The sequence below is a fragment of the Brevibacillus laterosporus DSM 25 genome, from assembly GCF_002706795.1.
Taxonomy (GTDB): domain Bacteria; phylum Bacillota; class Bacilli; order Brevibacillales; family Brevibacillaceae; genus Brevibacillus_B; species Brevibacillus_B laterosporus.
In genome coordinates this window covers 101,274-127,397 of record NZ_CP017705.1, presented here as the reverse complement: position 1 = coordinate 127,397, position 26,124 = coordinate 101,274, and the positions used below count along the sequence as shown (strand labels likewise).

The 26,124-nt window shown below is 42.8% G+C and carries 10 protein-coding genes; all 10 read left to right on the top strand.

Annotation, left to right across the window (positions count from 1 at the left end; all coding sequences use genetic code 11):
* Positions 1-121 precede the first annotated feature (121 nt).
* Positions 122-1,168, top strand: coding sequence for an HAD-IIIC family phosphatase (locus BrL25_RS00520; protein ID WP_018670470.1), 1,047 nt, complete (start codon positions 122-124; stop codon positions 1,166-1,168).
* Between the two features lie 28 nt (positions 1,169-1,196).
* Positions 1,197-2,345: an acyl-CoA dehydrogenase family protein gene (locus BrL25_RS00515; RefSeq protein ID WP_018670471.1), complete on the top strand. Its 1,149-nt coding sequence runs from the start codon at positions 1,197-1,199 to the stop codon at positions 2,343-2,345.
* Between the two features lie 92 nt (positions 2,346-2,437).
* Positions 2,438-2,692, top strand: coding sequence for a phosphopantetheine-binding protein (locus tag BrL25_RS00510; RefSeq protein ID WP_018670472.1), 255 nt, complete (start codon positions 2,438-2,440; stop codon positions 2,690-2,692).
* Positions 2,693-2,745: 53 nt separating this feature from the next.
* Positions 2,746-3,972, top strand: coding sequence for an ACP S-malonyltransferase (locus BrL25_RS00505; RefSeq protein WP_018670473.1), 1,227 nt, complete (start codon positions 2,746-2,748; stop codon positions 3,970-3,972).
* Between the two features lie 40 nt (positions 3,973-4,012).
* Positions 4,013-4,867: a 3-hydroxyacyl-CoA dehydrogenase family protein gene (locus tag BrL25_RS00500; protein WP_018670474.1), complete on the top strand. Its 855-nt coding sequence runs from the start codon at positions 4,013-4,015 to the stop codon at positions 4,865-4,867.
* A gap of 33 nt (positions 4,868-4,900) precedes the next feature.
* Positions 4,901-5,149 (top strand): acyl carrier protein, encoded by a 249-nt coding sequence (locus BrL25_RS00495; RefSeq protein ID WP_018670475.1) that lies wholly within the window; start codon positions 4,901-4,903, stop codon positions 5,147-5,149.
* Between the two features lie 2 nt (positions 5,150-5,151).
* Positions 5,152-6,318, top strand: a complete 1,167-nt coding sequence (locus BrL25_RS00490) for an acyl-CoA dehydrogenase family protein (RefSeq protein ID WP_018670476.1) — start codon at positions 5,152-5,154, stop codon at positions 6,316-6,318.
* Positions 6,319-6,325: 7 nt separating this feature from the next.
* Complete coding sequence (locus BrL25_RS00485; RefSeq protein WP_018670477.1) at positions 6,326-7,915, top strand: non-ribosomal peptide synthetase; 1,590 nt, start codon at positions 6,326-6,328, stop codon at positions 7,913-7,915.
* A 39-nt stretch (positions 7,916-7,954) separates the two neighbouring features.
* Complete coding sequence (locus BrL25_RS00480; RefSeq protein WP_018670478.1) at positions 7,955-15,829, top strand: non-ribosomal peptide synthetase/type I polyketide synthase; 7,875 nt, start codon at positions 7,955-7,957, stop codon at positions 15,827-15,829.
* Positions 15,826-26,094 carry a type I polyketide synthase gene (locus BrL25_RS00475; protein ID WP_018670479.1) on the top strand — a complete coding sequence of 3,423 codons (10,269 nt, stop codon included), beginning with the start codon at positions 15,826-15,828 and terminating at the stop codon, positions 26,092-26,094. Before BrL25_RS00480 ends, BrL25_RS00475 begins: the two co-directional genes overlap by 4 nt.
* Positions 26,095-26,124 lie beyond the last annotated feature (30 nt).

Sequence of the window (26,124 nt, the reverse complement as noted above, 5' to 3'; positions counted from 1 at the left end):
TATGGTCCATTATGTTGGCAGGGACAGAAGATATGCTTCAACCTAAGATTGATTCCAATAGTCCTATCTATTCTCAATTAGGTTCTGATTGATGATATCGGATACGAAAAGAGGGAAAATCATGGAGAAAGAAATCAAGTGCGTGATTTGGGACTTGGACAATACGATTTGGGAGGGGATTTTATTAGAATCTCCCGATGTTCAGCTTCGTCCCGGGATTGTGGAGATTATGAAAGAATTGGATTCACGTGGGATTCTTCATTCGATTGCAAGTAAGAATAATTTTGAATTAGCATACGAAAAACTAAAGGAGTTTGGTATCGCTGAATATTTCCTCTATCCGCAGATCAATTGGAATGCCAAATCAGCCAATATCTCTAGTATCCAGAAAGATATAAACATTGGCATGGATACCATGTTATTTATTGACGATCAACCGTTTGAGCGTGACGAAGTAAGCAGTGTTCATCCAGAGGTTACTTGCATGAGTGAGACTGAATATACAAACTTATTAGATCATCCTCGTCTCAACCCAAAGTTTATCACTGAGGATTCGAAAAGACGTCGACATATGTATCTGGAAGATATCAAGCGTAACCAGGAAGAACAAGCCTTTGTTGGCCCTCAAGAATCTTTTCTTGCATCTCTTGAAATGAAGTTTATCATCTCAGAGGCACAAGAAGAGGATCTAAAACGTGCCGAGGAGCTAACGGTTCGTACCAATCAGCTGAACTCAACAGGGGTTACCTATGATTATGATGAATTGAACGCTTTTCGTACGAACGATAAGTATAAATTGTTAGTATGTGAGCTTACAGATAAATATGGATCATACGGCAAAATTGGACTAGCACTAGTAGAGATAACCGAGGAAGCATGGCATGTCAAGCTGCTTTTAATGTCCTGCCGGGTGATGTCTAGAGGCGTTGGTACAGTTCTGCTTAGCTATATTATGCAAGAGGCCAAAGAGGAAGGAAAATTTTTACTTGCTGACTTCCGAAAGACAGACCGAAACCGGATGATGTATGCGACTTACCGCTTCGCCAACTTCAAAGAAATTTCATCTGGTGATAATGGGCATGTTGTATTTCAAAATGATTTGTCTATGATTCAGCCGTTTCCGCCTTATATCTATGTAAAAGTAAATCATGCTATTGAAAAGAGATAATAAAACGGATGAAGAGGAGATAGACGGTATGAATATAAGTGCGCAACAAGCTGATATTTTCGTTGAAGTAGAGAAATTTGCTGAAGAAGAGATTCGCCCATATGCGAAAGAATTTGAGTTAAACGAAGAGCTACCTTCTGGGCTGATTACGAAAATGGGGGAGAAAGGATATCTCACTGCCAGTATTCCCAAAGAGTACGGAGGGTTGGGGCTTGATCCAGTGCAATTTGGATTGTTTATAGAGCAAATAGGAAAATCATGCAATTCCGTCCGAGAATTGATCACGGTGCATAACTCACTTGTCGGAGAAACGATTGTACGATGGGGGACGAAAGAGCAAAAAGAAAAATGGCTCCCGTTGATGACAAAAGGTAAAAAGATTGCTGCGTTTGCACTCAGTGAGCCGAATGTTGGGACAGATGCTAGAAGTGTAGAGACATGCTATCGAAAAGAGGGGAATCAGTACATTATTACAGGGATAAAAAAATGGATTTCCTTCGCCGATATTGCAGATTTATTTCTCGTCTTCGCGTCACATGAAGAGGAAGGTCAAGTCACTGCTTTTTTGGTAGAGCGTGAATCGGAAGGGATACAATCAACTCGCATGACCGGATTACTGGCAAGTAAGGCGTCGCATATCGCTGAAGTTGAGTTTAGAGATGTTGTCGTTCCAGCAGAAAATGTACTTGGACCTGTTGGTGGAGGTTTTAGCTACATCGCCTCATATGGATTAGATCATGGACGCTATAACATCGCTTGGGGAGGTGTCGCAATTGCCCAAGCCTCACTGGAAGCAATGATCTCCTATTCCCGTAGGAGAACACAATTTGGGAAAAAGCTATGTGATTTTGACCTCATGCAGGGAATGATTGCGGATGCGACCACAAAAATTCATGCAGCTCGTGCCTTATGTCTTCATGCCGGAAAAATGCGATTGAACAAAGATCCTGATTCGATTATGGAAACTGCCATGGCGAAATATTTTTCTTCTAAGATGGTAATGGAGGTAACTACGGATGCGGTGCAAGCACATGGTGGAAACGGCTTTTCCAACCAATATCCTGTAGAGCGCTACTTCCGCGAAGCCAAGCTTCTGGAAATTATTGAAGGTACATCACAGGTTATGCAGCTCATGATTGCCCAACATTCGATAAGTAAAAATTATGAAAAACGATAACCCTTGTCTTGTTTATTTAGATGGGGAAGCAGAAATAGATATCACCATTATTATTTTGAAAATAATAACGATACAGAATTGAGGGATGCGTGATGACGACACGGGATAAAGTACGCCACTTTATAGAAAGTAACCTCGTAATTTTTGATGATCATGTTGAATTTAGTGATGAAGATAATATTTTTGAGCTTGGCTTTGTCAACTCGCTATTTGCCATGAAGATGCTGACATTCGTTGAGGAGGAATTCGTCATCACCATAGACAATGATGAACTTGATCTCATCAATTTTAGCTCTGTAAGCAATATCGTACGATTAATTGAGAAAAAAGTAGAAACAAAAGTGTAGGGGTGCCTTCCAATGATTCATGCTAAAACACCAACTGATAAGGGAGAAAAAATATGCCGAACATAATCTTTATGTTTCCAGGAGTGGGCTCCCATTATTTTGGAATGGGAAAAACACTTTATGACAACTTTTCGGTGGCGAAGCTTGCCTTTGAAGAAGCGAGTGACGCCGTAAAAATGGATCTAGCCAAGCTATGTTTTTCTCCTGACTACAAGGATGAGCTGCAAAAATTAAAAAATTCACAGCTAGCTCTTGTATGTGTTGGGGTGACGACGTATCGAGTTTTTATGGAAGAAATCGGTCTTTTACCGGCTTTTTCGATGGGATATAGCCTTGGGGAGTATTCGGCGCTTGTTTGTGCAGGTGCCATTGAGTTTAAGGATGCTCTACAAATGGTACAGGAACGTGGTGATGTGGTTAGTGACGTAGCCAATGGAATCTCAGGTACAATGGCTTGGGTAACGAACATTGATTCACGAACCGTTGAGCAAATTTGTGTGGAAGTTTCACAAACAGGGGATGAAGTATATGTCTCCGCCTACGACACACCTCTAAAAACTTCTATTTCAGGCACAAACACCGCGATTCGTAAAGCAGGAGAGAAGGTTGTCGAAGCCGGTGGAATTGCCATTCCAATAAAAATGTCAGGCCCATTTCATAGTCCACTGATGATTGAAGCTGCAAACAAGTTCAAAGAAATTTTGATCAAGTATAACTACCAACAGCCGCAATATCCAGTCCTATCTAATTACTCCGCACATCCATTTACAGATCACGCAAGTATTATCGAAAACTTATCATTACAACTGGTTTCCCCCATTCGTTGGCAAGAATCACTATACTATGGCCTATCACGAGGAACTGACATGGCAATCGAGCTTGGGCCAAAAACAGTGCTCAAGTATTTGCTGGAGAACAACACCAAGGAATGTCCCGTATATTCATTTGACAAAGCAGAAGATTTACAAGCAATAAAGAACTCCTTCTTCTTCACGGAAGAAGAGTATATGCCTCTGATTGCCAAGTGCTTAGCAACAGTAGTAAGCACGAAAAATTATAACAAGCACAATAATGGATATGAAGAATCAGTTGTGCAAACGTTTGAACAGGTACAAAACATTTATGAACAGTTGGTGGAAACAAAGACACTGGTGCAAAAGGAGCATGCGTTAGCCGCAATTCATATGCTTCAAAGTGCTCTAGTAGCAAAGAACCTGCCTGAGAGGAAACATGCCGATCAAATAAAAAAAGTACTGGGTCATAAAAGATTTTCGAGCTAACGGACGATCACTTTGTTTACACAAAAAGGAGAATGATAGCATGTTTCAAAATGTAGGAATCATCGGAGCAGGAACCATGGGGATTGGTATGGTTGTCGATCTTGCTCTTCACGGAATTCGATCTGTGCTAGTAGATGTATCGGAGGAAACGTTGGAGAAAGCAAAAAAGGAGATATTACATACGGTTCGCTTTGCGCCACTGGTAAAGAAAGACGTAACGAGATTGACGCCAGAGCAAGTGATTGAGCTTGTTTCCTTTACGACTGCTTTAGAGGATGTTAGTCAGTGCGATTTCATTGTGGAAAATGTAACAGAGAACTGGCAGATTAAACATGCTGTTTATATGGAATTAGATCGTATCTGCAAACCAAATGTATGCTTTGCGGTTAACACCTCGTGCATCTCCATTACCAAGGTTGGCGGTGTGACAAAACGCCCGGACAAGGTAATTGGTATGCACTTTATGAACCCCGTTTTTATGAAGCGCTCCATTGAGGTAATCAAAGGGCATTTTACTTCACAAGAGACCATCGATCAAGCAGAAGCGTTTCTCTCCCAGTTGGATAAAGATGCGATCATCGTTAATGACTTACCTGGATTTGTATCCAATCGTATTTCGCACTTATTTATGAATGAGGCAGCATTTGTAGTACAGGATCAAGTAGCGACACCTAAGCAGGTAGACGAGATATTTAAAAAGTGCTTCGGTCATACGATGGGTCCACTTGAAACAGCAGACCTGATCGGCTTGGACACGGTTCTCGATTCTTTGGGAGTGTTGTATGACAGCTACCAAGATCCAAAATTCCGGGCGGCTCCCCTTCTTCGCAAAATGGTGGATGCAGGAATGGTAGGTAGAAAAAACGGGAAAGGTTTTTACGATTATTCGAAATAGTAAATTGTACAAAAAGAGAGGAATGAATCTTAAATGACTACGCTGACGACCGAAAAAATGATTAGCGATTATATCATGGATCATGTAAACGTTGATGAGCTGGACTATGATTTTCTGATTTTTGAGGAAGGATTAGTCAATTCTTTATTCGCAATTCAGCTCATGACATTCCTCGAAAAAACGTTCAATATCAAAATCACAATGGATGACCTAGATATTGAGAACTATCGTTGTGTTAACGCTATTTCTAAATTTGTGAAGAGCAAACAGGGCGAGGTGTAAGCATGCTAAATCTGTTGACTGCAAAACAAAAAGCTCATTATGATCAATTTCTTGCATTCGCCGAAGAACATGTAGAGCCATACGCAAATCAGTGGGACCTCGACGAAAGAATTCCACAGGATATCATCGATAAGTCTGCAAAGGCAGGCTTCCTTGGAGGAGCACTCCCTGCAACATACAAGGGTCAGGAATGGGATTTTGTTACGTATGGATTGCTGAACGAAGCTATTGGTCGCTTCAGCATCTCTCTGAGCGGATTGTTTAATGTACACACAATGGTAGCTCAAACATTGCTGAAATGGGGAACTGAGGAGCAGAAAAAACATTGGCTAACAAATCTTTCTACGGGAAGAAAAATCGCGGCACTTGCATTGACCGAACCAGGGGCAGGCAGTGATTTGCAAATGATGGAGACCAGCTATACGGAGCAGGGAGAGTATTTTCTCTTAAACGGTAAAAAGCAATGGATTACCTTTGGTGCAATTGCAGATGTCCTACTTGTCTTTGGGAAGCTAGGGGACAAACCTGTCGCTTTCCTTGTTGAAAAAGACACACCAGGGTTAACGATCACACCGATTCGAGGAATGCTTGGGTTTAGAGCGTCGCATTTGGCGATCTTAGAATTCGATAACTGCGTGATTCCCAAGGAAAATATGATCGGTAAACCCGGTTTTGCGCTATCTTATCTTGCCCCTTACGCACTTGAATTCGGTCGTATTAGCATTGCTTTTGCTTCGTTAGGATTGTTGCGGGGCTGCTTAGAAATATGCGGTTCTCATGTGATGGAACGAAAAGCGTTTCATGCTCGCTTAATCGATCACGGAATGATTTCACATTTTATGGCCGACATGGGCGTTGATTATGAAGCAACAGCTCATCTCTGCATCTCAGCGTGCAGGGCTAAGGATGAGCACTCCCCGGAAGCAACTGAAAAAATCATGATTGCCAAATACTTCGCATCCCGTGCTGGAGCTAGACACTCTTCTAATGCAGTCCAGATTATGGGAGCGATGGGGTGCAACGAGAACTTTTCAGTTTCTAGATTTTACCGAGATTCCAAGACCATGGAAATTGTGGAAGGCAGTAATCAGATTCATCAAATTATACTTGGTTCAAGCTTTGCCAAAAAAGCGAGAAGAACGCTGGCTAGCGTGAGAACAGAAGGGTAGAGTCGATATGAGCAAATCGAACCTATTTGTTTCAGAAGCCGATAGACAGCAAATTTTGTTCATGCAAAACAATCACACAAAAGTAGAATATCCCAAAAACAAAATGATTTATCAATTATTTGAAGAACAGGTGGCTGTTGCACCAGATGCGATTGCTGCTATTTATAAGGATCAAACGATTACGTATCAAGAGCTGAATAAAAAAGCAAACCAATTGGCAAGACATATTCGCTCTTATGGTGTAGGCCCTGACCAGATTGTGGCAATCATGCTAGAACGTTCACTTGAAATGATTATAGGTATCCTAGCCATTATCAAGGCAGGTGGCGCATACTTGCCCATTACTCCGTCCAATCCAGAGAAGCGAATCCGCTATATGCTGGAGGACAGCGGTTGTAGGCTGATGCTGACCAAAAGAGAAGTCATGCACTCGTATGATATTCCCACCATGTTCCTTGATGATGAGAATTATTACACAGGGGACCCTGATAATTTGTCATTCATCAATGAACCGAATGATCTCGTGTATGTCATTTATACATCGGGTTCGACGGGAAAACCAAAAGGCGTAATGATTGAGCACCATTCTCTAGTGAATCGCCTACACTGGATGCAGCATGCCTATCCTCTTGATGCGAATGATGTGATTATGCAAAAAACGCCTTTTGGGTTCGATGTTTCCGTATGGGAAATGTTTTGGTGGTCTATGGTCGGCGCAAAAGTATGCTTCCTGCTACCTAACTTCGAACGTTTCCCACAAGCGATCGTTGAGACTGCGGAGAAGAATCAGATTACGGTGATGCACTTCGTACCGTCTATGATGAACGCTTTTCTCAATTATCTTCAGGATGCAGGAGAAGAAGAAATTCGTCGATTGCGCTGCTTAAAACAAGTTTTTGTCAGCGGAGAAGCATTAACGCCTATCCACGTGAAAAAATTTAATCAAATTTTGCATGAAACCATTGGGACCAAATTGACGAACTTGTACGGCCCGACAGAGGCAACAATCGATGTAACTTACTACGATTGCCCACCGAGTGAGGAAATCAAGAGGATTCCAATAGGAAAACCGATACACAACACAAACATGTATATTATCGAAGAAGATCAATTGCAACTATCTGGAGAGTCAGGGGAGCTATGCATTGGAGGAGTGGGGCTAGCTCGCGGCTATCTCAATAATCCTACCTTAACAGCGAAAAAATTTGTTGAAAATCCTTTTATCCCGGGAGAAAAGATGTACAAGACCGGAGATTTGGCTCGTCTTCTACCCGACGGAAACATTGAATATCTGGGAAGACTGGACCATCAGGTGAAAATCCGAGGACTACGAATCGAATTGGGAGAGATTGAAGCGACAATAACCGATTTCGAAGCGATTGACCAGTGCATCGTAACAGTCAATGAACGATCAGAAACGATCGTTCATCTTGTAGCCTATGTTGTTCCTAAAAAAGAGTTTTCGGTATCCGACTTAAAAAGATTCGTTAAAGAACGCTTACCTGAATATATGGTTCCTAGTATTTACATGACGCTTGATTCACTGCCGTTAACGTCTAACGGCAAGATTGATCGCAAATCTTTGCCTGATCTGTAAAGCTAGGAAACTTATCCTCTAATAAAGGCAGGTTATGAAATGGCACATTCAGAAAAAATAGACAGAAATAACGTTGAAGATATCATGGGGCTGTCTCCCGTTCAAGAAGGAATGTTATTTCACTTTTTAAAAGAGCCTGAGTTGGAGCAATATCATGAACAATTGTCGCTGACGATTTCAGGAAAGCTGGATTTAGCGGTTTTTAAACAAGCTTGGAATGATGTCATTCAAGCAAACGAGATGCTACGAGCTCTATATCGATGGAGAGAAGTTAATCAGCCTGTTCAAGTTATCTTAAAAGAACATCAGATTGTATTTGATTACTATGATTTTTCTGATTTGCCTTCTGCTGAGCAAACGAAGCAGATTAACCTACAAAAGAAAGCAGATCTTCGTAGACCCTTCACTCTTTTGGAGGTACCATTCCGGGTTGGGCTTTATAAATTAGCTACTGAACATCATCAAATGGTAATCAACAATCATCACATCTTGTATGACGGATGGAGTAACGGCCTTATCTTGCAGGAGTTTTTTCAAGCATATCACAGCTTGGAGATAGAACAGCCTTCTTTCTTTCCACGCAAGCCTAAGTACAAGGAGTACATTGCGTGGTTGCAGAATCAAGATCAAGGAAAACAGAATGCTTTTTGGAAAGAGTATTTGGAAGGCTTTGATACTCAGACCCCGCTTTCGATTAAAAAACATAATGCTGTCAAGAGAGGAGATATCGTTAAGCACAAGATCACGTTGGAGCCTTTCGTGACATCCCAAATCGAAGCGTTTTGCAGAGAACACCAAGTCACGGTAGCATCACTGTTCTACGCGGCATGGGGACTTCTACTCAATCGGTACAACAATACGGATGATGTAATTTTTGGTACCACGGTTTCAGGTCGTTCAGGAAATATAGAGGGTCTCGAACAAGTCGTTGGGCTATTTATTAATACGCTTCCGCTCCGTATGAAAACGGATACTGAAACAGACTTACTTACGTATATCAAACGAGTCAACCAAGACATACAAAATAGGACCCAATTTGAAAGTACATCACTGGTCAATATAAAACAGGCGAGTTTACTCGATAAAAAAGAAGAGCTTTTCGATACGCTGATGGTTATTGAAAACTATCCGTTAGACAAACAACTGTTTCAGGAGAACAAAGGGCTACGTGTTACTTCCTACGCGATTCACGAGATAACCAATTATGATTTGACAGTTGCAGTGGAATTGTTTGAAAAAACCAATCTGGTTTTCACCTATGAGCAGGCTTTGTTTGACCGGGATGTAGTAGAACGACTGGCCCAGCATTATTCAAGAATGCTTACCCAGCTCATACAAAATCCAACAAGATATCTTGGGGAGCTGGAGCTTCTCTCTGAAAAGGAGCTTGGGGAGCTGAAAGCATGGAATCAAACCAATGCTTGGTATGCTTACGAACAACCGATCTATCAATTATTTAGCGAACAAGCCAAGCGTACCCCCGAGAAGATTGCTGTCATTTGTGGAGAAGCGAGTCTCACTTATCGTCAACTGGATGAACGTACGAATCAATTAGCGCACACTCTTCGCCAACATGGAGTTCGAGCGGATACAATTGTAGGAATCTGCACCGAGCGTTCTGTGGAAATGATTGTCGGGTTATTGGCTATTTGGAAAGCAGGCGGAGCGTATTTGCCCATTGATCCTACCATTCCTATGGAACGTCTCTGCTACATTCTGGAGGATAGTGGTACTAAGCTGGTTGTCACGCAACAGCAATTTATGAATAGATTCTCTAAGGAATGCAATACACTTAATCTGGATGACAACGAACTATATCACTCTGATCGAGACAGCTTGAATCATAGTAGTGGGCCAAAAAATCTAGCCTATGTGATCTATACGTCCGGCTCTACTGGAAAACCAAAAGGGGTATGCGTCGAGCACCACTCAGTCGTAAATCGGTTGAATTGGATGCAAAAGGCTTACCCGATCAGCGGCAAAGATGTGATTCTACAGAAAACACCATATATGTTTGATGTATCTGTTTGGGAGCTGTTCTGGTGGTCTATTCAGGGGGCGACGGTTTCTTTCCTCGCACCTGGACAAGAAGGAAATCCTGAATCCATTATAGAGACGATTTGTCGTGATAAAGTAACGACCATGCATTTTGTTCCTTCTATGCTACATGTCTTTTTGGAGTTTGCCGAAGCCTTTGAAAAAACGGATAAGCTGAACAGCTTACAAAGGGTCTTTGCGAGTGGAGAAGCACTGGGCGTTCATCTGGTGAAACGATTTAATCAGCAGCTATATGACCGATTTAAAACAGAGTTAATCAATCTGTATGGACCGACTGAGGCGTGCGTAGATGTATCATATTTCAATTGCTCACCATGGATGGATTATGAAAAGGTGCCTATCGGCAAACCAATTGATAATATTTCGTTCTTTGTATTAGATCGTAACCTAATGTTACAGCCAGTAGGTGTTCCAGGTCAGCTATGCATTGCGGGGGTGGGTCTCGCTCGTGGATATGCTAACAACCATGCATTGACCCGTGAGAAATTCATTGATCATCCTTTTGCCCCAGAACAGAAATTATATTTAACAGGTGACCTTGCCAGATGGCTACCAGATGGCAACATCGAATATCTGGGACGGGTCGACTCTCAGGTTAAAGTACGAGGATTCCGTATTGAGCTGGGAGAAATAGAGCATCAACTCCTTGATTTTCCTGGCATAAAAGAAGCGGTTGTAGTAGTAAAACAAGATAAAAATCAAGACGATTATCTTGCTGCCTACGTCATATGCCAAGAGGAATTACATGTGGCAGAGGCAAAGCAATTTCTATTAAAACGTCTTCCGAATTACATGGTTCCAACTACTTTTATTTGCCTGGATGAAATGCCCCTAACCACTAATGGCAAGCTTGATCGCAAAGCATTGCCCGCTCCAGAGCTTACCCAATCTACTCAGAAAACGACTTATGTGAAACCACAAACAGAATTAGAACGAACGATAGCTGCTATTTATAAGGAAGTACTAGAAGTCGATAGTGTTGGTTTATATGATAATTTCTTTGACATAGGTGGTAATTCACTGAAGCTAATTCGTATATACAGCCGACTCAATAAGGTCTTGGACAAAGAACTGACAGTAGCGACACTCTTTCAATATCCGACGATAGCTTCGCTCACTCAATATTTGGCTCAAGCAGAAAAAGGAGCAGAACCGGACAAAAGTAAGCCCTCACGGCGTTCAAAGCAAGAATCTCCACAGAAAGCGAACGATAGTATTAGTCGGGATGTGGCTGTCATTGGGATGGCAGGGCGGTTCCCAGGAGCAAGGAATGTTGATGAATTTTGGGATAATATAAAAAATGGAATTGAAAGTATTCGTTTTTTTACGGACGAAGAGCTTCTTGAAGCAGGAAATGACGCAGAACTGATCAAGAAATCAAACTACGTAAAGGCAAAGGGATATCTTGATGATTTTGAATGTTTCGATGCTGCTTTATTTGAATATATGCCAAAGGAAGCAGAATGGATGGATCCCCAATTGCGCCTGCTTCATGAGTGTGCGTGGGAAGCATTAGAGCAGGCAGGTTACTTAACTGATGAAGGTTCTGATCGTATTGGTACGTTTGTAGGCGCCTCCTCTAATTTTCATTGGCTTCACCAGGTAGCACTCCAAAACCAAAACTCATTGGAAGAGTTCTCTGCGATGCTACTTAACGAGAAGGACTTCTTTAGCACTCGTCTGGCCTACAAGCTTAACCTGAAAGGCCCAAGTGTGACAGTGCAAACCGCTTGCTCGACATCTTTGGTAGCAATTCAGATGGCTTATCAGGAGCTGATCCAAGGGAACTGTGAGATTGCAATAGCTGGTGGTGTTGGGATTACCTATCCACCCAAAACGGGATATTTATACGAGGATGGTATGATTCACTCTCCAGATGGTCACTGCCGTGCATTTGACAAGGATGCCAATGGAACGATTGGCGGGAACGGTATCGGGATTGTCGTGTTGAAGAGGCTCCATAATGCATTGTTAGACGGTGACACCATTCATGCTGTCATAAAAGGCGGAGCAGTCAATAATGATGGGATCGACAAGGTAGGATTTACAGCTCCGGGAGTCATGGGACAGGCGGAAGTCATTCATGAAGCACAAAGACAAGCAGGAGTTGAACCGGAGAGCATCAGTTATGTTGAGGCACACGGGACCGGAACTGCACTGGGTGATCCAATCGAATTTGAAGCATTACGACTCGCTTTTCAAACAAATCAAAAAAGATACTGCGCAATCGGTTCAGTAAAAACCAACATTGGTCATCTCGATGCTGCTGCTGGTGTAGCTGGATTTATTAAAACAGTGCTTTCTCTTCAACATGAACTGCTTCCCCCGAGTCTACACTTCCAAGAAGTAAATCCAAAGATCGATTTTGCAAGCAGTCCATTTTTTGTTAATAATCAGCTCATGGCTTGGCCAAGAGGAAAAAAACCGCGACGAGCAGGGGTCAGCTCATTTGGCATGGGAGGAACCAATGCTCATGTAATCCTTGAAGAAGCACCAATGGCTGTCAATTCCCCTGAGAAACGCGAATGGAAGCTGCTAATGCTTTCAGCTAAAACAGAAACCGCCTTGAAAAAAGCGGCAGAAAATTTACAAAGATATCTAACTGCTCAGCCTGAAGTAAACCTCTCGGATGTCGCCTATACGTTACAGGTTGGGAGGAAAACATTTCCCTATCGGAAAGCGATTGTGGCTAAAAATGTGCAAGAGGCAACCGTGTTGCTGGGTCTTCCAGATACGGATAAGGTGATGACCAAACAGATTATCAAACCTAATCGTCCCATTACATTCATGTTTCCTGGACAAGGTTCACAGTACATCAATATGGGCCTTGAATTATATCAAGGGGAAGAATGTTTCCGCACTACCGTGGATACGTGCTCTGAATTACTTACACCTATAATTGGGTACGATGTACGGGAAATCATCTATCCAATAGAGCACAAAAAGGAATGGGCGTCTGAAATGCTGTTGCAGACGGAAGTGACACAGATTGTTCTCTTTACGATAGAGTATGCTTTGGCACAAACCTTAATGGAGTGGGGGATACAGCCACAGGCGATGATCGGTCATAGTGTTGGTGAATATGCTGCAGCTTGCATTGCCGGTGTATTTTCTCTAAAGGATGCAGTAAGACTAGTAGCAATACGAGGCAAACTGATGCAGGCTATGCCAACAGGGGCGATGCTCAGTGTGCGACTCCCCGAATCGGCTCTTCTTTCGCTACTCCCTACAGATGTGTCTTTAGCCGCCGTTAATAGCTCAGCGCTGTGTGTAGTTTCAGGAACTCATGAAGCGATTGAGAAATGTAAGTCTCTGTTAACAGAAAAAGGAGTAGAGCACAGCCAGTTGCATACCTCTCATGCGTTCCATTCAGCGATGATGGAGGGAATATTGACTGAATTCGAATCGGTGGTGCGCACAATAGAACTTCGCGAGCCACAACTTCCCTTTCTATCTAACGTAACAGGCACTTGGATTTCCATAGAAGATGCTACTGACCCTATGTATTGGGTAAAACATGTACGCGGAACGGTTCAGTTTGCTGCTGGAGTCAAGGAACTGCTGAATAGCGAACAATCTGCTTTTATTGAAGTAGGACCAGGTCGCGTGCTCAGTACGTTTGTTCTTCGACACACCGACAAAAGAACGGATCACTTTGTTACTAACTTGCTTCCTCATCCACAGGAACAAACGACGGAAGATTTGTTTTTTTATCGAAAAATCGCTCAGTTATGGCTAGAGGGTGTACAGATAGATTGGCATGCATTCTACGAAAAGGAACAGCGGAGAAGAATTCCGCTTCCATCCTATCCGTTTGAGCGGAAACGCTTTTGGTCGTGGACCCAATCTATTCCAACCCCTAGTAAAGCTCAGAATCTGTTACAAGAAACGGCGAGTGCTAAAAAAACAAATATAGCAGATTGGTTCTATGAACCTTCATGGGAAAGAGATAATTTGTCTAGTGCTCACGAAGACCGTCTTGCAATGCAGTCTGTGCTGATTTTTGCTGACGACACTTTATTAAGCAAATGTTTACTAGAGAAGCTTCAACAGACCAACTCGAATATTGCTGTTGTTTATAAAGGTTCTACGTATCGAAAGGTAAATGATCGTAGCTTTGTAATCCATCCATGTGAGACAAGTCATTATGACGAATTACTTCGTGAGATGAGAGAGCTGGGATTTACACCAACTAAGGTACTACACCTGTGGAGTGTGAATGAGGAAGAGCATTATGGGCTTGATATAAAACGTGTAGAACAAGCGATCGACTCCGGATTTTACAGTCTTGTTTCTTTTGTACAGGCACTTGGAAGACAGATGATTACTGATCCCCTTGATATACTCGTCGTTACAAACAACACGCAAGAGGTAACGGGTGAGGAAGAGTTACAGCCTGAAAAGGCGACAGTGCTTGGATTTGTAAAAATTGCACCTTTAGAGTACACCAATCTGAAATGCCGCAATATTGATATTCTGTCTACCTCCAATCCTCGTAAGCAAGAAAAAATAGTTCAGCAACTGCTAGTGGAGCTTGAGAACATATCTGAGGATAAAGTTGTCGCCTATCGTAACAACTATCGATGGATACAAATCATGAAAAAATCATCTAGGGAAACTCTTACGACAACCCCAAGGCTTAAACAGTATGGCGTTTATCTGATAACGGGTGGCTTGGGTGGCGTAGGTTTTGCTATAGCAAAGGATTTTGCCAAGAGCTATCAGGCAAAGCTAATTCTGATTGGACGTTCGGAGTTTCCGTCACGAATGGCATGGGATGATTGGTTGAACAATCATCCAGAAGATAACAGCATCAGTCAAAAAATTAGAGAAATTCTCCTGTTGGAAAGCTATGGAGCAGAAGTAATGGTTGCCAGAGCGGATGTATCTAATCAGATTCAGATGGCAGAGGTTATTCAGGATGCGAATGAGCGTTTCGGTGGAATAAACGGTGTGATTCATGCTGCTGGAATTGCCGATTACGCAGGGTTAATTCAAAATCGTACGCGTGAAACGGTGGAGACAATTCTTGCTCCAAAGATACACGGAACACTCACGCTTGATTATTTGTTAAGTGAACAAAAGCTCGATTTTTTCGTGCTTTGCTCATCCATAGGCAACGTTTCCTATCACCGTAAAATCGGACAAGTCGCCTATAACGTGGCGAATGAATTTCTTGATGCCTATGCCTTTTATAAAATGGCACGGGATGGCGTTCATACTGTGTCAATCAACTGGCCTGATTGGCAAGAGGTAGGAATGTCTATTGAATCAGCCAAATACTGGGCGAAAGCACTCAATACAAATGTAGAGACTATTCTCCAAGACGGGTTACATCAATCTGAGGGAGTGGAGGTTCTCAAGCGTGCCTTGCACAATTCTTCACCACAGGTGGTGGTTTCGGCTGAGGATTTGATTAAAAAAATCGCTGAGGGATCAGCCCATTTCCAAGCTGTCTTGGAACAGGGTCAGTTTTCACGTGAACGAAGTCAGCGCCCAGAACTTTCTACCAACTATGTTGCTCCAAAGGGTGAAATCGAAGGAAAGCTTGCGAATATTTGGCAAAAAATGTTCGGTATTGAGAGAGTAGGTATACATGATAACTTCTTTGATCTAGGAGCAAGCTCGCTTGACTTGATTCAGGTTAATAGAAAGGTCAAAGAGATGCTCAATCTTGATATTTCGGTTGTGACGATGTATGAATACCCGACAATTGCCTCGCTTGCAGCTTATTTGAGTCAGGAGATGTCAGTGGATAAACAGGAAATGCGGGAGCAAACAAAATCGGATGAGTTGAACAAGTCTAAACAACTCATGAAGAGCACAATCTTGAAAATGGGGCGGTCCACAAAATGACGAAAAAAGAAGAACAAACTCATCGTACTGGCTTGGAAATCGCTGTCATTGGAATCGCAGGTAAATTTCCAGGAGCTGATAACCTAGAACAGTATTGGAAAAATCTGAAAAATAGTGTAGAGACCATTTCTGTTTTTACTGATGAAGAATTGCGCCAGGTGGGAATTGATCCCGTTCTCCTGCAAAAACCAAACTATGTTAAAGCAAAAGGTTACATTGAAGGCATTGAAGAGTTTGATCCTGGTTTCTTTGGCTATTCTCCACGGGAAGCGGAGATTATGGACCCGCAGATTCGTCTCCTTCAGGAATGTAGCTGGCAAGCATTGGAGGATGCTGGCTATGATCCAAAATCCTATGAAGGGTTGATCGGATTATATGTTGGAGCTGCCTCCAACTACGAGTGGGTAGCACAATCTCCGCTTATGAAAAATGATGGCGGAGCCGCATTACATGAAGCAGGGACTCTTTGCTACAAAGATGCGATTAGTACCCTTACTTCTTATAAACTAGGATTAAAAGGACCAAGCTTTACGATGTACACGGCTTGCTCTACCTCTCTGTTGAGCATCCACTTAGCTTGTCGTGCTCTTCTTACTGGGGAATGTACTATTGCTTTAGCAGGGGGAGTACGTGTTTCCTATCCTAACAAAAAAGGCTATCTCTACGAGCCGGGGCTTACTTCGTCGCCAGATGGGCATGTTCGAGCATTCGACGCTGATGCAAAAGGAGCAGTCTTTAGCGATGGAGTTGGGATGGTTGTTCTGAAAAGACTTGAGGATGCAATTGCTGACAATGATAATATAGCGGCTGTAATAAAAGGAACTGCCGCAAACAATGATGGTGCACGTAAAGTAGGATATACGGCGCCAAGTGTAGAGGGACAGGCAGAGGTCATCATGGCTGCTCAGCATCTTGCGGAGGTAGAGTCGGAAAGTATCAGTTATATCGAAACTCACGGTACGGCCACTAATCTGGGGGATACCATTGAATTTGAAGCTCTTAAACGAGCCTTTCCAACCGAACAAAAAAGCTTCTGCGGAATTGGTTCAGTTAAATCCAATATTGGGCATCTGGACACAGCGGCAGGAGTAGCTGGTTTCTTAAAAACAGTCCTAGCTTTAAAGCATAAGCAACTTCCGCCAACGCTTCATTTTAATCGTCCTAATCCTAGGATTAATCTTGTAAACAGTCCTTTCTATGTTGTTAAGGATCTACAGACTTGGGAGCATGAAGGTTATCCACTGCGTGCCGGTGTTAGTGCTTTTGGGTATGGAGGAACCAATGTTCATGTGATTTTGGAAGAAGCACCTACCACCGAAAGCGAACCTAGTCAAAGCAATCAGTATATTTTTCCGCTGTCTGCGCGTTCATTGACTGCATTGGATAACGCTACAAATCAATTGGTGGAGTATCTTTGCAATCAACAAAAAGCAGAGGTAGCTGATGTCGCATACACGTTGCAGATTGGACGCCGAGAATTTCCGTATCGTAGAGCCATTGTGGCAACCAATTGTGAAGAAGCCATTGCACAGCTTTTAGCAAGCAAAGGGAATGCTGCATTGGCTAAGGATCATCAATGTGAAGTGATTTTTTTGTTTCACAGACATGGTTTTTCAGATGGGAACCTTTTGTTGGAGCTGTATTCATCAGAGCCAATGTTCAAAAATGCCTTAGATCGCTGCTTCAATCAGGTACAGTTCATTACAGGCTATGACTTGCGAAACGTATTGTATCCACAATATACGCTTGATGATATTGCACGCGTTTTGAAACAGCCAGAAATTTCAGAGCTGCTTTCATTCGTCTTGCAATACGGACTTGCTTCCTTATTTATCGCTCGGGGAGTGAAGCCTACGGGGATGAGCGGGTTTGGCATAGGAGAATACGTGAGTGCAGTAGTAGGGGAAGTCATGACTCTGGAGGAAGCGTTGTCCCTAGTAATTGCTCGTGGAAAGGTTCTTTATTCTCAAACAGCGACCGTAGAGGACTTCCAGCGATTAACTCAAACGATCTCCCTACAATCTCCAAGGCTACCTTTTATCTCGAGCGTGACAGGTACTTGGATTACCAATCAACAAGCATCTGATTTTGGCTATTGGGTACAGCACCTTTATGAGCAGGTAGAAGAGGCTGTAGGTTTAGAAGAGGTTGCAAAAACTGCCGATGTGTTATTCCTGCAATTGTTCGCTTCGGATGAGCAACGCACTTGCTTGGCAAAATGTATCGATGACAAAGTAGAACGAATCGTCACTGTCATGAATCAGGAGGAAGAGAACAGCGCGGTTTCTCAGTTCTTACAATCGCTTGGTACACTTTGGACACTTGGAAAAACACCGGAGTGGAAGAGTTTTTATGACAAAGAAAAAAGACGCCGTGTATCTCTTCCAACCTATCCCTTTGAAAAACAACGCTACTGGCCTGATTCTCCTACTCCTCAAACTGTCCTGCAAAAAACAGAAAAAATACAAAAAAACAAAAACATTGCGGAGTGGTTTTATCTACCTACATGGGAATCAGCACCTTTTTCTATGCAACAGGAGAAGAAAGAAATGAAAAAGTACCTGATTTTTGTTGACGAGGAGAATGTCGGAAGCAAGCTAGCTAACCGTTTGAGTAAAGCGGGACATCAGGTATCAACAGTTGGTAGTGGGACAGCTTTCAGCAAAAAATCAGAAGGGGAATATGTCATACAAGCGAGTGAGGAAAACGATTATAAACAGTTGTTCCAAGAACTACGCACTAATGACAACCTCCCCGATGAGATCATCCATATGTGGAATGTCAATAAGGATGATATAGGCATTACTTCTATGGAGCTTGGCTATTACTCACTTATTCACCTAGTAAAGGCGATTTCTGAACAAAATATGATCGACCCAATCCAAATCTCTGTTATAACAAATCACATGCAAAAAGTGGGAGATACTGATCGTGTTCAACCTGAAAAGGCGATGTTGCTTGCTCCCGTCAAAGTAATACCTCAGGAGTTTCAAAATATCAGGTGCCGTAGCATTGATATCGCGGGGACGGATGAGCAAAGCTTGAGTGAGGTCATTGAACCATTGTTTATGGAATTGACCAGCAAGGTTGTAGACACAGTTATTGCTTATCGCAATCAAGAGCGATATGTTCGTACCTTTGATCAGGTTCCCGTTGAACAATTAGAAGCCATACTTTCTGTAAGCAATGAGGAAACAGTACCGCAATTACGTAAAAAAGGCGTCTATTTGATTACAGGCGGGCTTGGTGGTATCGGAACCAAGGTGGCAGAATATCTAGCAAAAACAGTTCAAGCTAAACTGATACTCCTAGGACGTTCCCAATTGCCACAGCGTGCAGAGTGGGAAACATGGCTTGCAAACCATGAAGAAAACGACGACATGAGCATAAAAATTAGGCACATTCAACAGATGGAGGAGTATGGGGCGGAAGTACTCATTATCCGTGCTAATGTTGCGGATGAAAATCAGATGCGTGATGTCATTGCTCAAGCGGAGGAGAAATTCGGATCGATTCATGGTGTTATCCATGCAGCAGGAATTTTGCGAGTGAAGTCAGCTCAATGCATGATGGAAAAAATCACTAAAAAGGAATGTGAGGAACAATTCCAGCCGAAATTATATGGAACATTGACGCTGGAAAAAGTTCTACGCGATAAGCCGCTTGATTTCTGCCTGCTTGTGTCATCCTTATCGCCAATCCTTGGGGGACTAGGATTCGTAGCGTATGCGGCAGCGAATCTTTATCTGGATGCTTTTGCCGAAAAGCAAAGTGTCCTAAATCCAAACCGTTGGATCAGTGTGAACTGGGGCGATTGGCAATACACTGGCAAAGAGTACAATAAAACCTTCGTAAGTGAAAGCATCGAAATCCTAGAGATGACTCCTAAAGAAGGCATCAAAACGTTTCAATGCGTGTTAGGCCTGGGAGGAATTCATCAGGTTATTATCTCTTCCGGAAATCTATACAGTCGTATTAACCAATGGATTAAGCTGGAAGCCCTTCAGGAGGAAAGGGCAAGTGAGAGTGTAAAGGATAAAGCCTCCAAACAGCAGAAACGCAGCCAATACATGAAAAATAGAACGAGAATAACTGAGATAGAGCAATTGATTTCTGAAATTTGGATGGATTTCTATCGAGTCGATAGCGTTAATCCAGCAGAAAATTTCTTTCAATTGGGAGCTACCTCATTAGATATCATTCAAATTCACAATAAGATCGTAAAAAGCCTGGAGAAACATATCCCCATAGAAGTCATGTTTGAATTTCCAACCATTCACTTACTGGCGAAGCATTTGAGCGGTGGCGAAGCAGCGGAGGCAGTGGAGGAAATTTTGACAGGCAGTAAAAATAGAACACGAAAAATGAGTGGCGATATCGCTGTAATCGGAATGGCAGGACGTTTCCCGGGCGCAAAGGATATTGATACATTCTGGGGGAATTTGAGAAACGGAGTGGAGTCTGTTGTCTTTTTCACAGATGAAGAGCTTAAAGAAGCCGGAGTAGATCCTGCTCAATACAGCCTGCCGAATTATGTAAAAGCTAAAGGCTATCTGGAAGGAACGGAGTATTTTGATTCCGCCTTCTTCGATTACACGCCAAAAGACGCAATGGTAATGGACCCTCAGCTTCGTGTTTTCCATGAGTGTACGTGGGCAGCACTTGAACACGCGGGCTATAACATTGATTCCTATAAGGGCTTAGTCGGAGTCTTTGCAGGAGCGTCTCCAAATTTGTACTGGCAGGTAATGGCTACGTTGGCAGAAGCGAATGAACCGTCGGGACAATTCCTCGCCTCGCTTTTAAACGATAAAGATTCTTTAAGTACGCAAATCTCCTATAAATTGAATTTAAAAGGACCAAGCTCTAATATATTTACGGGCTGCTCTACCTCGCTTGTATCGATTATTACAGCTTGCCAAGCTCTATTAAACGGACAATGTGATATGGCAATAGCGGGAGGAATTACGCTTACACAACCGGATAAGGCTGGTTACATCTATGAAGAAGGAATGCTGTTCGCAGTAGATGGACATTGCCGAAGCTTTGATGAAAAGGCGAGCGGAATGCTGTTTGGCGATGGGGCAGGCGTTGTTGTTCTTAAATCGCTAGAGGATGCAATCACTGATGGAGATTTCATCCATGCTGTTATCAAAGGATCGGCCATTAACAATGATGGTAATCGTAAGGTTGGATATACGGCACCGAGCGTGGAGGGCCAAGTGGATGTAATCCGGGCCGCCCACTCCAGTGCAAATGTCGATCCTGAAAGCATCACTTATATCGAGACCCACGGAACGGCGACCAAATTAGGTGACACAATTGAGATTAGTGCGTTAAAGCAAGCATTCAACTCAGAAAAACGCCAATATTGCGCGATTGGCTCAGTGAAGTCAAATGTAGGTCACCTCAATGCGGCATCAGGCGTGGCGGGTTTTATCAAAGTTGTCATGGCTATGCAAAATCGTCAAATTCCAGCTAGCCTACATTTTAAAACACCGAATAAACAAATTGATTTCGATAATAGTCCGTTTTTCGTTAACACACAATTGCGAGAATGGAAATCCGAGTCAAATCCACTACGCGCAGGAGTTAGTTCGTTTGGTATCGGTGGCACGAACGCGCATATTGTTCTTGAAGAAGCATCGCCTCGATCTATTTCTAACGATTCCCTACGTGACTGGAAAATGCTTGTTCTTTCCGCTAAAACGGTATCGTCATTAGATCGGATGACCCAGAATCTAGGGAATTATTTACGTAAACATCCTGATGTAAATCTGGCTGATGTCTCCTATACGCTACAGCTTGGTAGAAAATCATTTACGTATAGACGAACTCTCCTCTGCAAAAGTGTTGAAGAAGCAAGTGAACTGCTACTGTCCACAGATACAAATAAAATAGACACCATTAAGGCAAAAGGAGAAAATCGCCCTGTCGTATTCATGTTCTCTGGTCAAGGCTCTCAGTATGTCAACATGGGACGAGATTTGTACGAGCAGGAGCCTCAGTTCCGGGCCGAAGTGGACAAATGCTTTACTATTCTTGAACCAATGCTAGGCTTTGACCTAAGAAATGTTTTATTTCCGGAAGCTGACGACGATGAGGCTGGCACAAAGATTAACAAAAACGAGTTTGGACAACCGATACTCTTTACCTTTGAATATGCGCTTGCCCAGTTACTAATGCAATGGGGAATACAACCTTCCGCTGTCATAGGCTATAGCTTTGGTGAGTATGTGGCGGCAACTATCGCAGGAGTATTTTCCCTACACAACGTCTTAAAACTGATTGTAGAACGCGGACGACTAATGAATAAAGTGTCTGGAGCGATGCTTAGTGTGCCGCTAAGTGCTAGAGAAACAAGTGAAAGAATTGCTACGTTTATAACGAAGCATAGAGATACCGACAGTAGCGCGATATCCTTAGCGATTGATAATGGTCCATCTAGCATTGTGTCAGGATCAGAAAATGCCATCAAGGAATTTGAGCTAGAGTTACGGGCTAACCGATTGTTAAGCATGCGAGTGCCAAGTGAACATGCAGCCCACTCCATCGTTCTCGACCCAATCCTTGAAGAATTTGAGCAGGTTATCCGGACTATTCCACTACAAGAGCCAGACATTCCATTTGTTTCAAATGTAACTGGCACTTGGATCACAGCTGAACAAGTACAAGATCCGATGTATTGGGTCACCCATATGCGTGAAACCGTCCGATTTGCGGATGGAATTGAAACACTCAAACAGGATAAGGATAGCGTTTTTGTCGAGATTGGTCCAAGTAGAGACGTAAGCGTACTGCTCAACCGTTTCTTCGAAGATGAGCCGGAACGAGTACTGCATACAATCAAACATCCTAAACAAAAAATCTCTGATGTTTACTTCTTATTAACGAAGCTTGCTCGCTTGTGGGGATTGGGAGCATACGTAGATTGGACCAACTTCTACGGGGATGAACAACGTCAACGTATCCCTTTACCAACCTATTCCTTTGATCCTATTAGTTACAAGATACAAGCGAATCCATTTGAATTAAGTCAGAGATTGACTAAAAAAACGCCGCAGCTTCATAAAAAGGAAAATATTAGCGAATGGTTCTATACACCGCAGTGGTCTTCTGTCCCACTTCGAAAAGAGAAGAGTAACGAATTGCTAGCAGAGCAAAGGTGGCTCGTTTTTGCTGATGAAGGTGGACTAGGTACGAGGGTGGCAACAGGTCTAGAAGCCGTGGTTAAATCGGTTGTGGTTGCTAAGGCAGGCGAAACCTTCGAGAAATTGGCGGAAAACTGCTATCAGTTAAATGTGAGAGAAAAGAGCCACTATTTGAAGCTTGTAAGCGAACTGAGTAAGGAGGATAAGCTTCCAACGCGCATTGCCCACTTTTTAGGAGTTACATCAATGGAGGAAAATGCTGCATTGAGTTTATCAGATTTTCAAGAGCGTGGTTTCTACAGCTTGTTCCATTTCGTTACATCACTTGTTGGCAAGCAAACAAATGAGCAGATGGATATCAAGATAATAAGCAACAATGTTCATGAAATACTAGGTGATGAGACGTTGATTCCGGAGAAGGCTACCGTACTTGCCACAGCGATAGTTGCTCCACAGGAGTATTCGTATATGAATTGCTCTCATGTTGACATCGTTCTCCCGATCATGGGAAGTAAGCAAGAGGGCAAACTTGTCGAACAACTAATTGCTGAGTGTTGCTCCCCTTCTACCGATAAATTTGTTGCTTATCGAGGGAAGAATCGGTGGGTACAAGGCTATGTATCGCAAACTATCGACAATGTAGATGATAACCCGTCCCCACTTCGCCCAAAAGGGGTTTACTTGATCACGGGAGGTTTAGGCGGTATCGGCTTAATCCTAGCGGAATACCTGGTTAAGACGGTACAAGCGAAAGTAATCCTTACAGGGCGCTCAGGCTTACCTGCTCGTGAAGAGTGGAAAAAGTGGATAGGGTCTCATAGTGAAAAAGACCCGATCAGTCAGAAAATCCGTAAAATGCAAGACCTGGAGCAGATGGGTGGAGAAGTTCTGATATTTGCTTGTGATGTCGCAGATAAAGATCAAATGCAAGCTGTTATTGAACAAGCAGAGCAAATTCATGGTCAAATTAATGGGGTTATTCACGCCGCGGGTGTTTTGGGAGGTAATACGTTCAATCTAATGAAGGAGCTCCTGATAACGGACTGCGAAGAACAATTTAAGTCCAAAATGTACGGAATACGTGTACTTTCGGAAGTTCTTAGAGACAAACAGCTAGATTTCTGCTTATTAATGTCTTCGATTGCTTCTGTGTTGGGGGGGCTTGGTTTCACTGCATATTCCGCCGCTAACTTGTATATGGACTACTTTGTTCAAAAATATAACAGGGACGCGCTTGTACCTTGGATAAGCGTGAATTGGAGCGACTGGAAATACTGGGATGAGACTGAAAAGGATACTACTGTTGGAGGAAGCATCTGGGAACTATCGATGCTACCAGAGGAAGGAGTTCAAGTTTTTCAACGTATTTTGGCCTCTGGAGAAACCTGGATTGCCAACTCACCGGGGGATTTACAGGTTCGAATCAATCAGTGGGTTCATCTACAATCGCTACGTCATGAAGAGGAAGATGACAACGAGGTAGCATTGCATGCCAGACCGGTTTTATTGAGCTCATATGTAGAACCCCGCACGAAATTAGAAAAAGAGCTGGTTGAGATTTGGCAGAAAATTTTCCGTGTAAATCAAATAGGTATAGAAGACGATTTCTTTGAACTTGGTGGTGATTCTCTTAAAGGTATCACCCTCGTTTCTCGAATCCATAAGGAGCTACATGTAGAAATACCTGTGGCACAGCTGTTCGATACACCGACCATTGAGACGCTTTGCTCGTATATTCATAACGCTGAGAGAAGCGGGTACCTCTCGATTGAGGCAGCGGCATCAAAAGAAGCGTATGTCCTATCCTCAGCTCAGAAACGCTTCTATGTTTTACACCGGCTTCATCCAGCTAGCACAGCGTACAACGATACGGCTGCCGTATTGCTGGAAGGTGAGCTTGATGGCAAGAGATTAGAGCAAGCTTTTATGAAATTGATTCAGCGTCATGAAGTGTTCCGTACGTCCATTCAAATGATTGATGATGAGCCAAAACAATGTATCCATGACAAAGTAGATTTTGAATTGACCTATATAGAAGCGGAAGAAACGGAAGCTCCGCAGCTTGTACGCGATTTTATCAGAGCATTTGATTTGGATGTTGCACCATTTCTGCGTATTGGGCTCGTGAAGCTACATGAGGCGAAGCATATTCTGATAGTCGATATTCACCACATCATCACGGACGGTGTTTCTTTTGACATCTTCGTAAGGGATCTAATGAAGCTATACTCTGGTGAAGAACTACCAGAGCTGCGTATCCAATACAAAGACTACGCAGAGTGGCAAAACAGTGAGAGAGAGCAGGAAGTGGTCAAAAAGCAGAAGGAGTACTGGATGAAACGGTTTGAAGATCAAATTCCTCTACTTGACCTACCCACAGACTATTCGAGACCAAAAGTTTCAAATTTTGTGGGAGATACGCTGGCATTTGAGATCAATTCAGAATTGACCGACAAAATAAGGAGGCTTGTGAGCCAAGAAGAGTCCACTCTATACATTGTACTAGTAGCAATCTACAATGCTCTATTATATAAATACACGGGACAGGAAGATATAGTAGTCGGCTCCCCAATTGCTGGTAGGCCGCATGCTGATTTGCAGAACATCATGGGGGTGTTCGTCAACATGCTACCGATGCGCAACCAGCCAAAAGGAGAGAGCACATTTAAAGCATTTTTGGCAGAAGTGAAAGAAAACTCGTTGCAAGCCTTTGAAAATCAGAAGTATCAATATGAAGATTTGGTCCTTAGTCTCGGACTACAAGGTAATATTTCTCGCAATCCATTGTTTGATGTTATGTTTGTCCTACAAAACATGGATACGGAGAAACTTGAGTTTAATGGTCTTCATGTATCTCCGTTCGAATTTGGTCACCAACGAGCCCAAGTAGACCTGCTACTTCGTGCGGTCGAGGCTCTGGATAAGTTGGAGATGACTATCGAATATTCTACTGAGCTATTTAGACGGGAGACTATGGAGAAGTTTGTCCAACGCTATATCGAGCTTCTTGAGCAAGTTACTGCGGATGTTCAAATAAAGCTTCAGGATATCTCAGTTTCACATGATTTCAAGGAACTCGTGTTGCAAATCGATCAAGGTGATTTCAATTTTTAAAATAATCGAGAAAAACAAGGAATATCCAGG

What these genes read in the sequence shown, in the direction of transcription:
- BrL25_RS00515 (WP_018670471.1), top strand. Translation starts at nt 1,197, where the DNA reads ATGAATATAAGTGCGCAACAAGCTGATATTTTCGTTGAAGTAGAGAAA.
- BrL25_RS00485 (WP_018670477.1), top strand. Translation starts at nt 6,326, where the DNA reads ATGAGCAAATCGAACCTATTTGTTTCAGAAGCCGATAGACAGCAAATT.
- BrL25_RS00475 (WP_018670479.1), top strand. Translation starts at nt 15,826, where the DNA reads ATGACGAAAAAAGAAGAACAAACTCATCGTACTGGCTTGGAAATCGCT.
- BrL25_RS00505 (WP_018670473.1), top strand. Translation starts at nt 2,746, where the DNA reads ATGCCGAACATAATCTTTATGTTTCCAGGAGTGGGCTCCCATTATTTT.
- BrL25_RS00490 (WP_018670476.1), top strand. Translation starts at nt 5,152, where the DNA reads ATGCTAAATCTGTTGACTGCAAAACAAAAAGCTCATTATGATCAATTT.
- BrL25_RS00480 (WP_018670478.1), top strand. Translation starts at nt 7,955, where the DNA reads ATGGCACATTCAGAAAAAATAGACAGAAATAACGTTGAAGATATCATG.
- BrL25_RS00500 (WP_018670474.1), top strand. Translation starts at nt 4,013, where the DNA reads ATGTTTCAAAATGTAGGAATCATCGGAGCAGGAACCATGGGGATTGGT.
- BrL25_RS00495 (WP_018670475.1), top strand. Translation starts at nt 4,901, where the DNA reads ATGACTACGCTGACGACCGAAAAAATGATTAGCGATTATATCATGGAT.
- BrL25_RS00510 (WP_018670472.1), top strand. Translation starts at nt 2,438, where the DNA reads ATGACGACACGGGATAAAGTACGCCACTTTATAGAAAGTAACCTCGTA.
- BrL25_RS00520 (WP_018670470.1), top strand. Translation starts at nt 122, where the DNA reads ATGGAGAAAGAAATCAAGTGCGTGATTTGGGACTTGGACAATACGATT.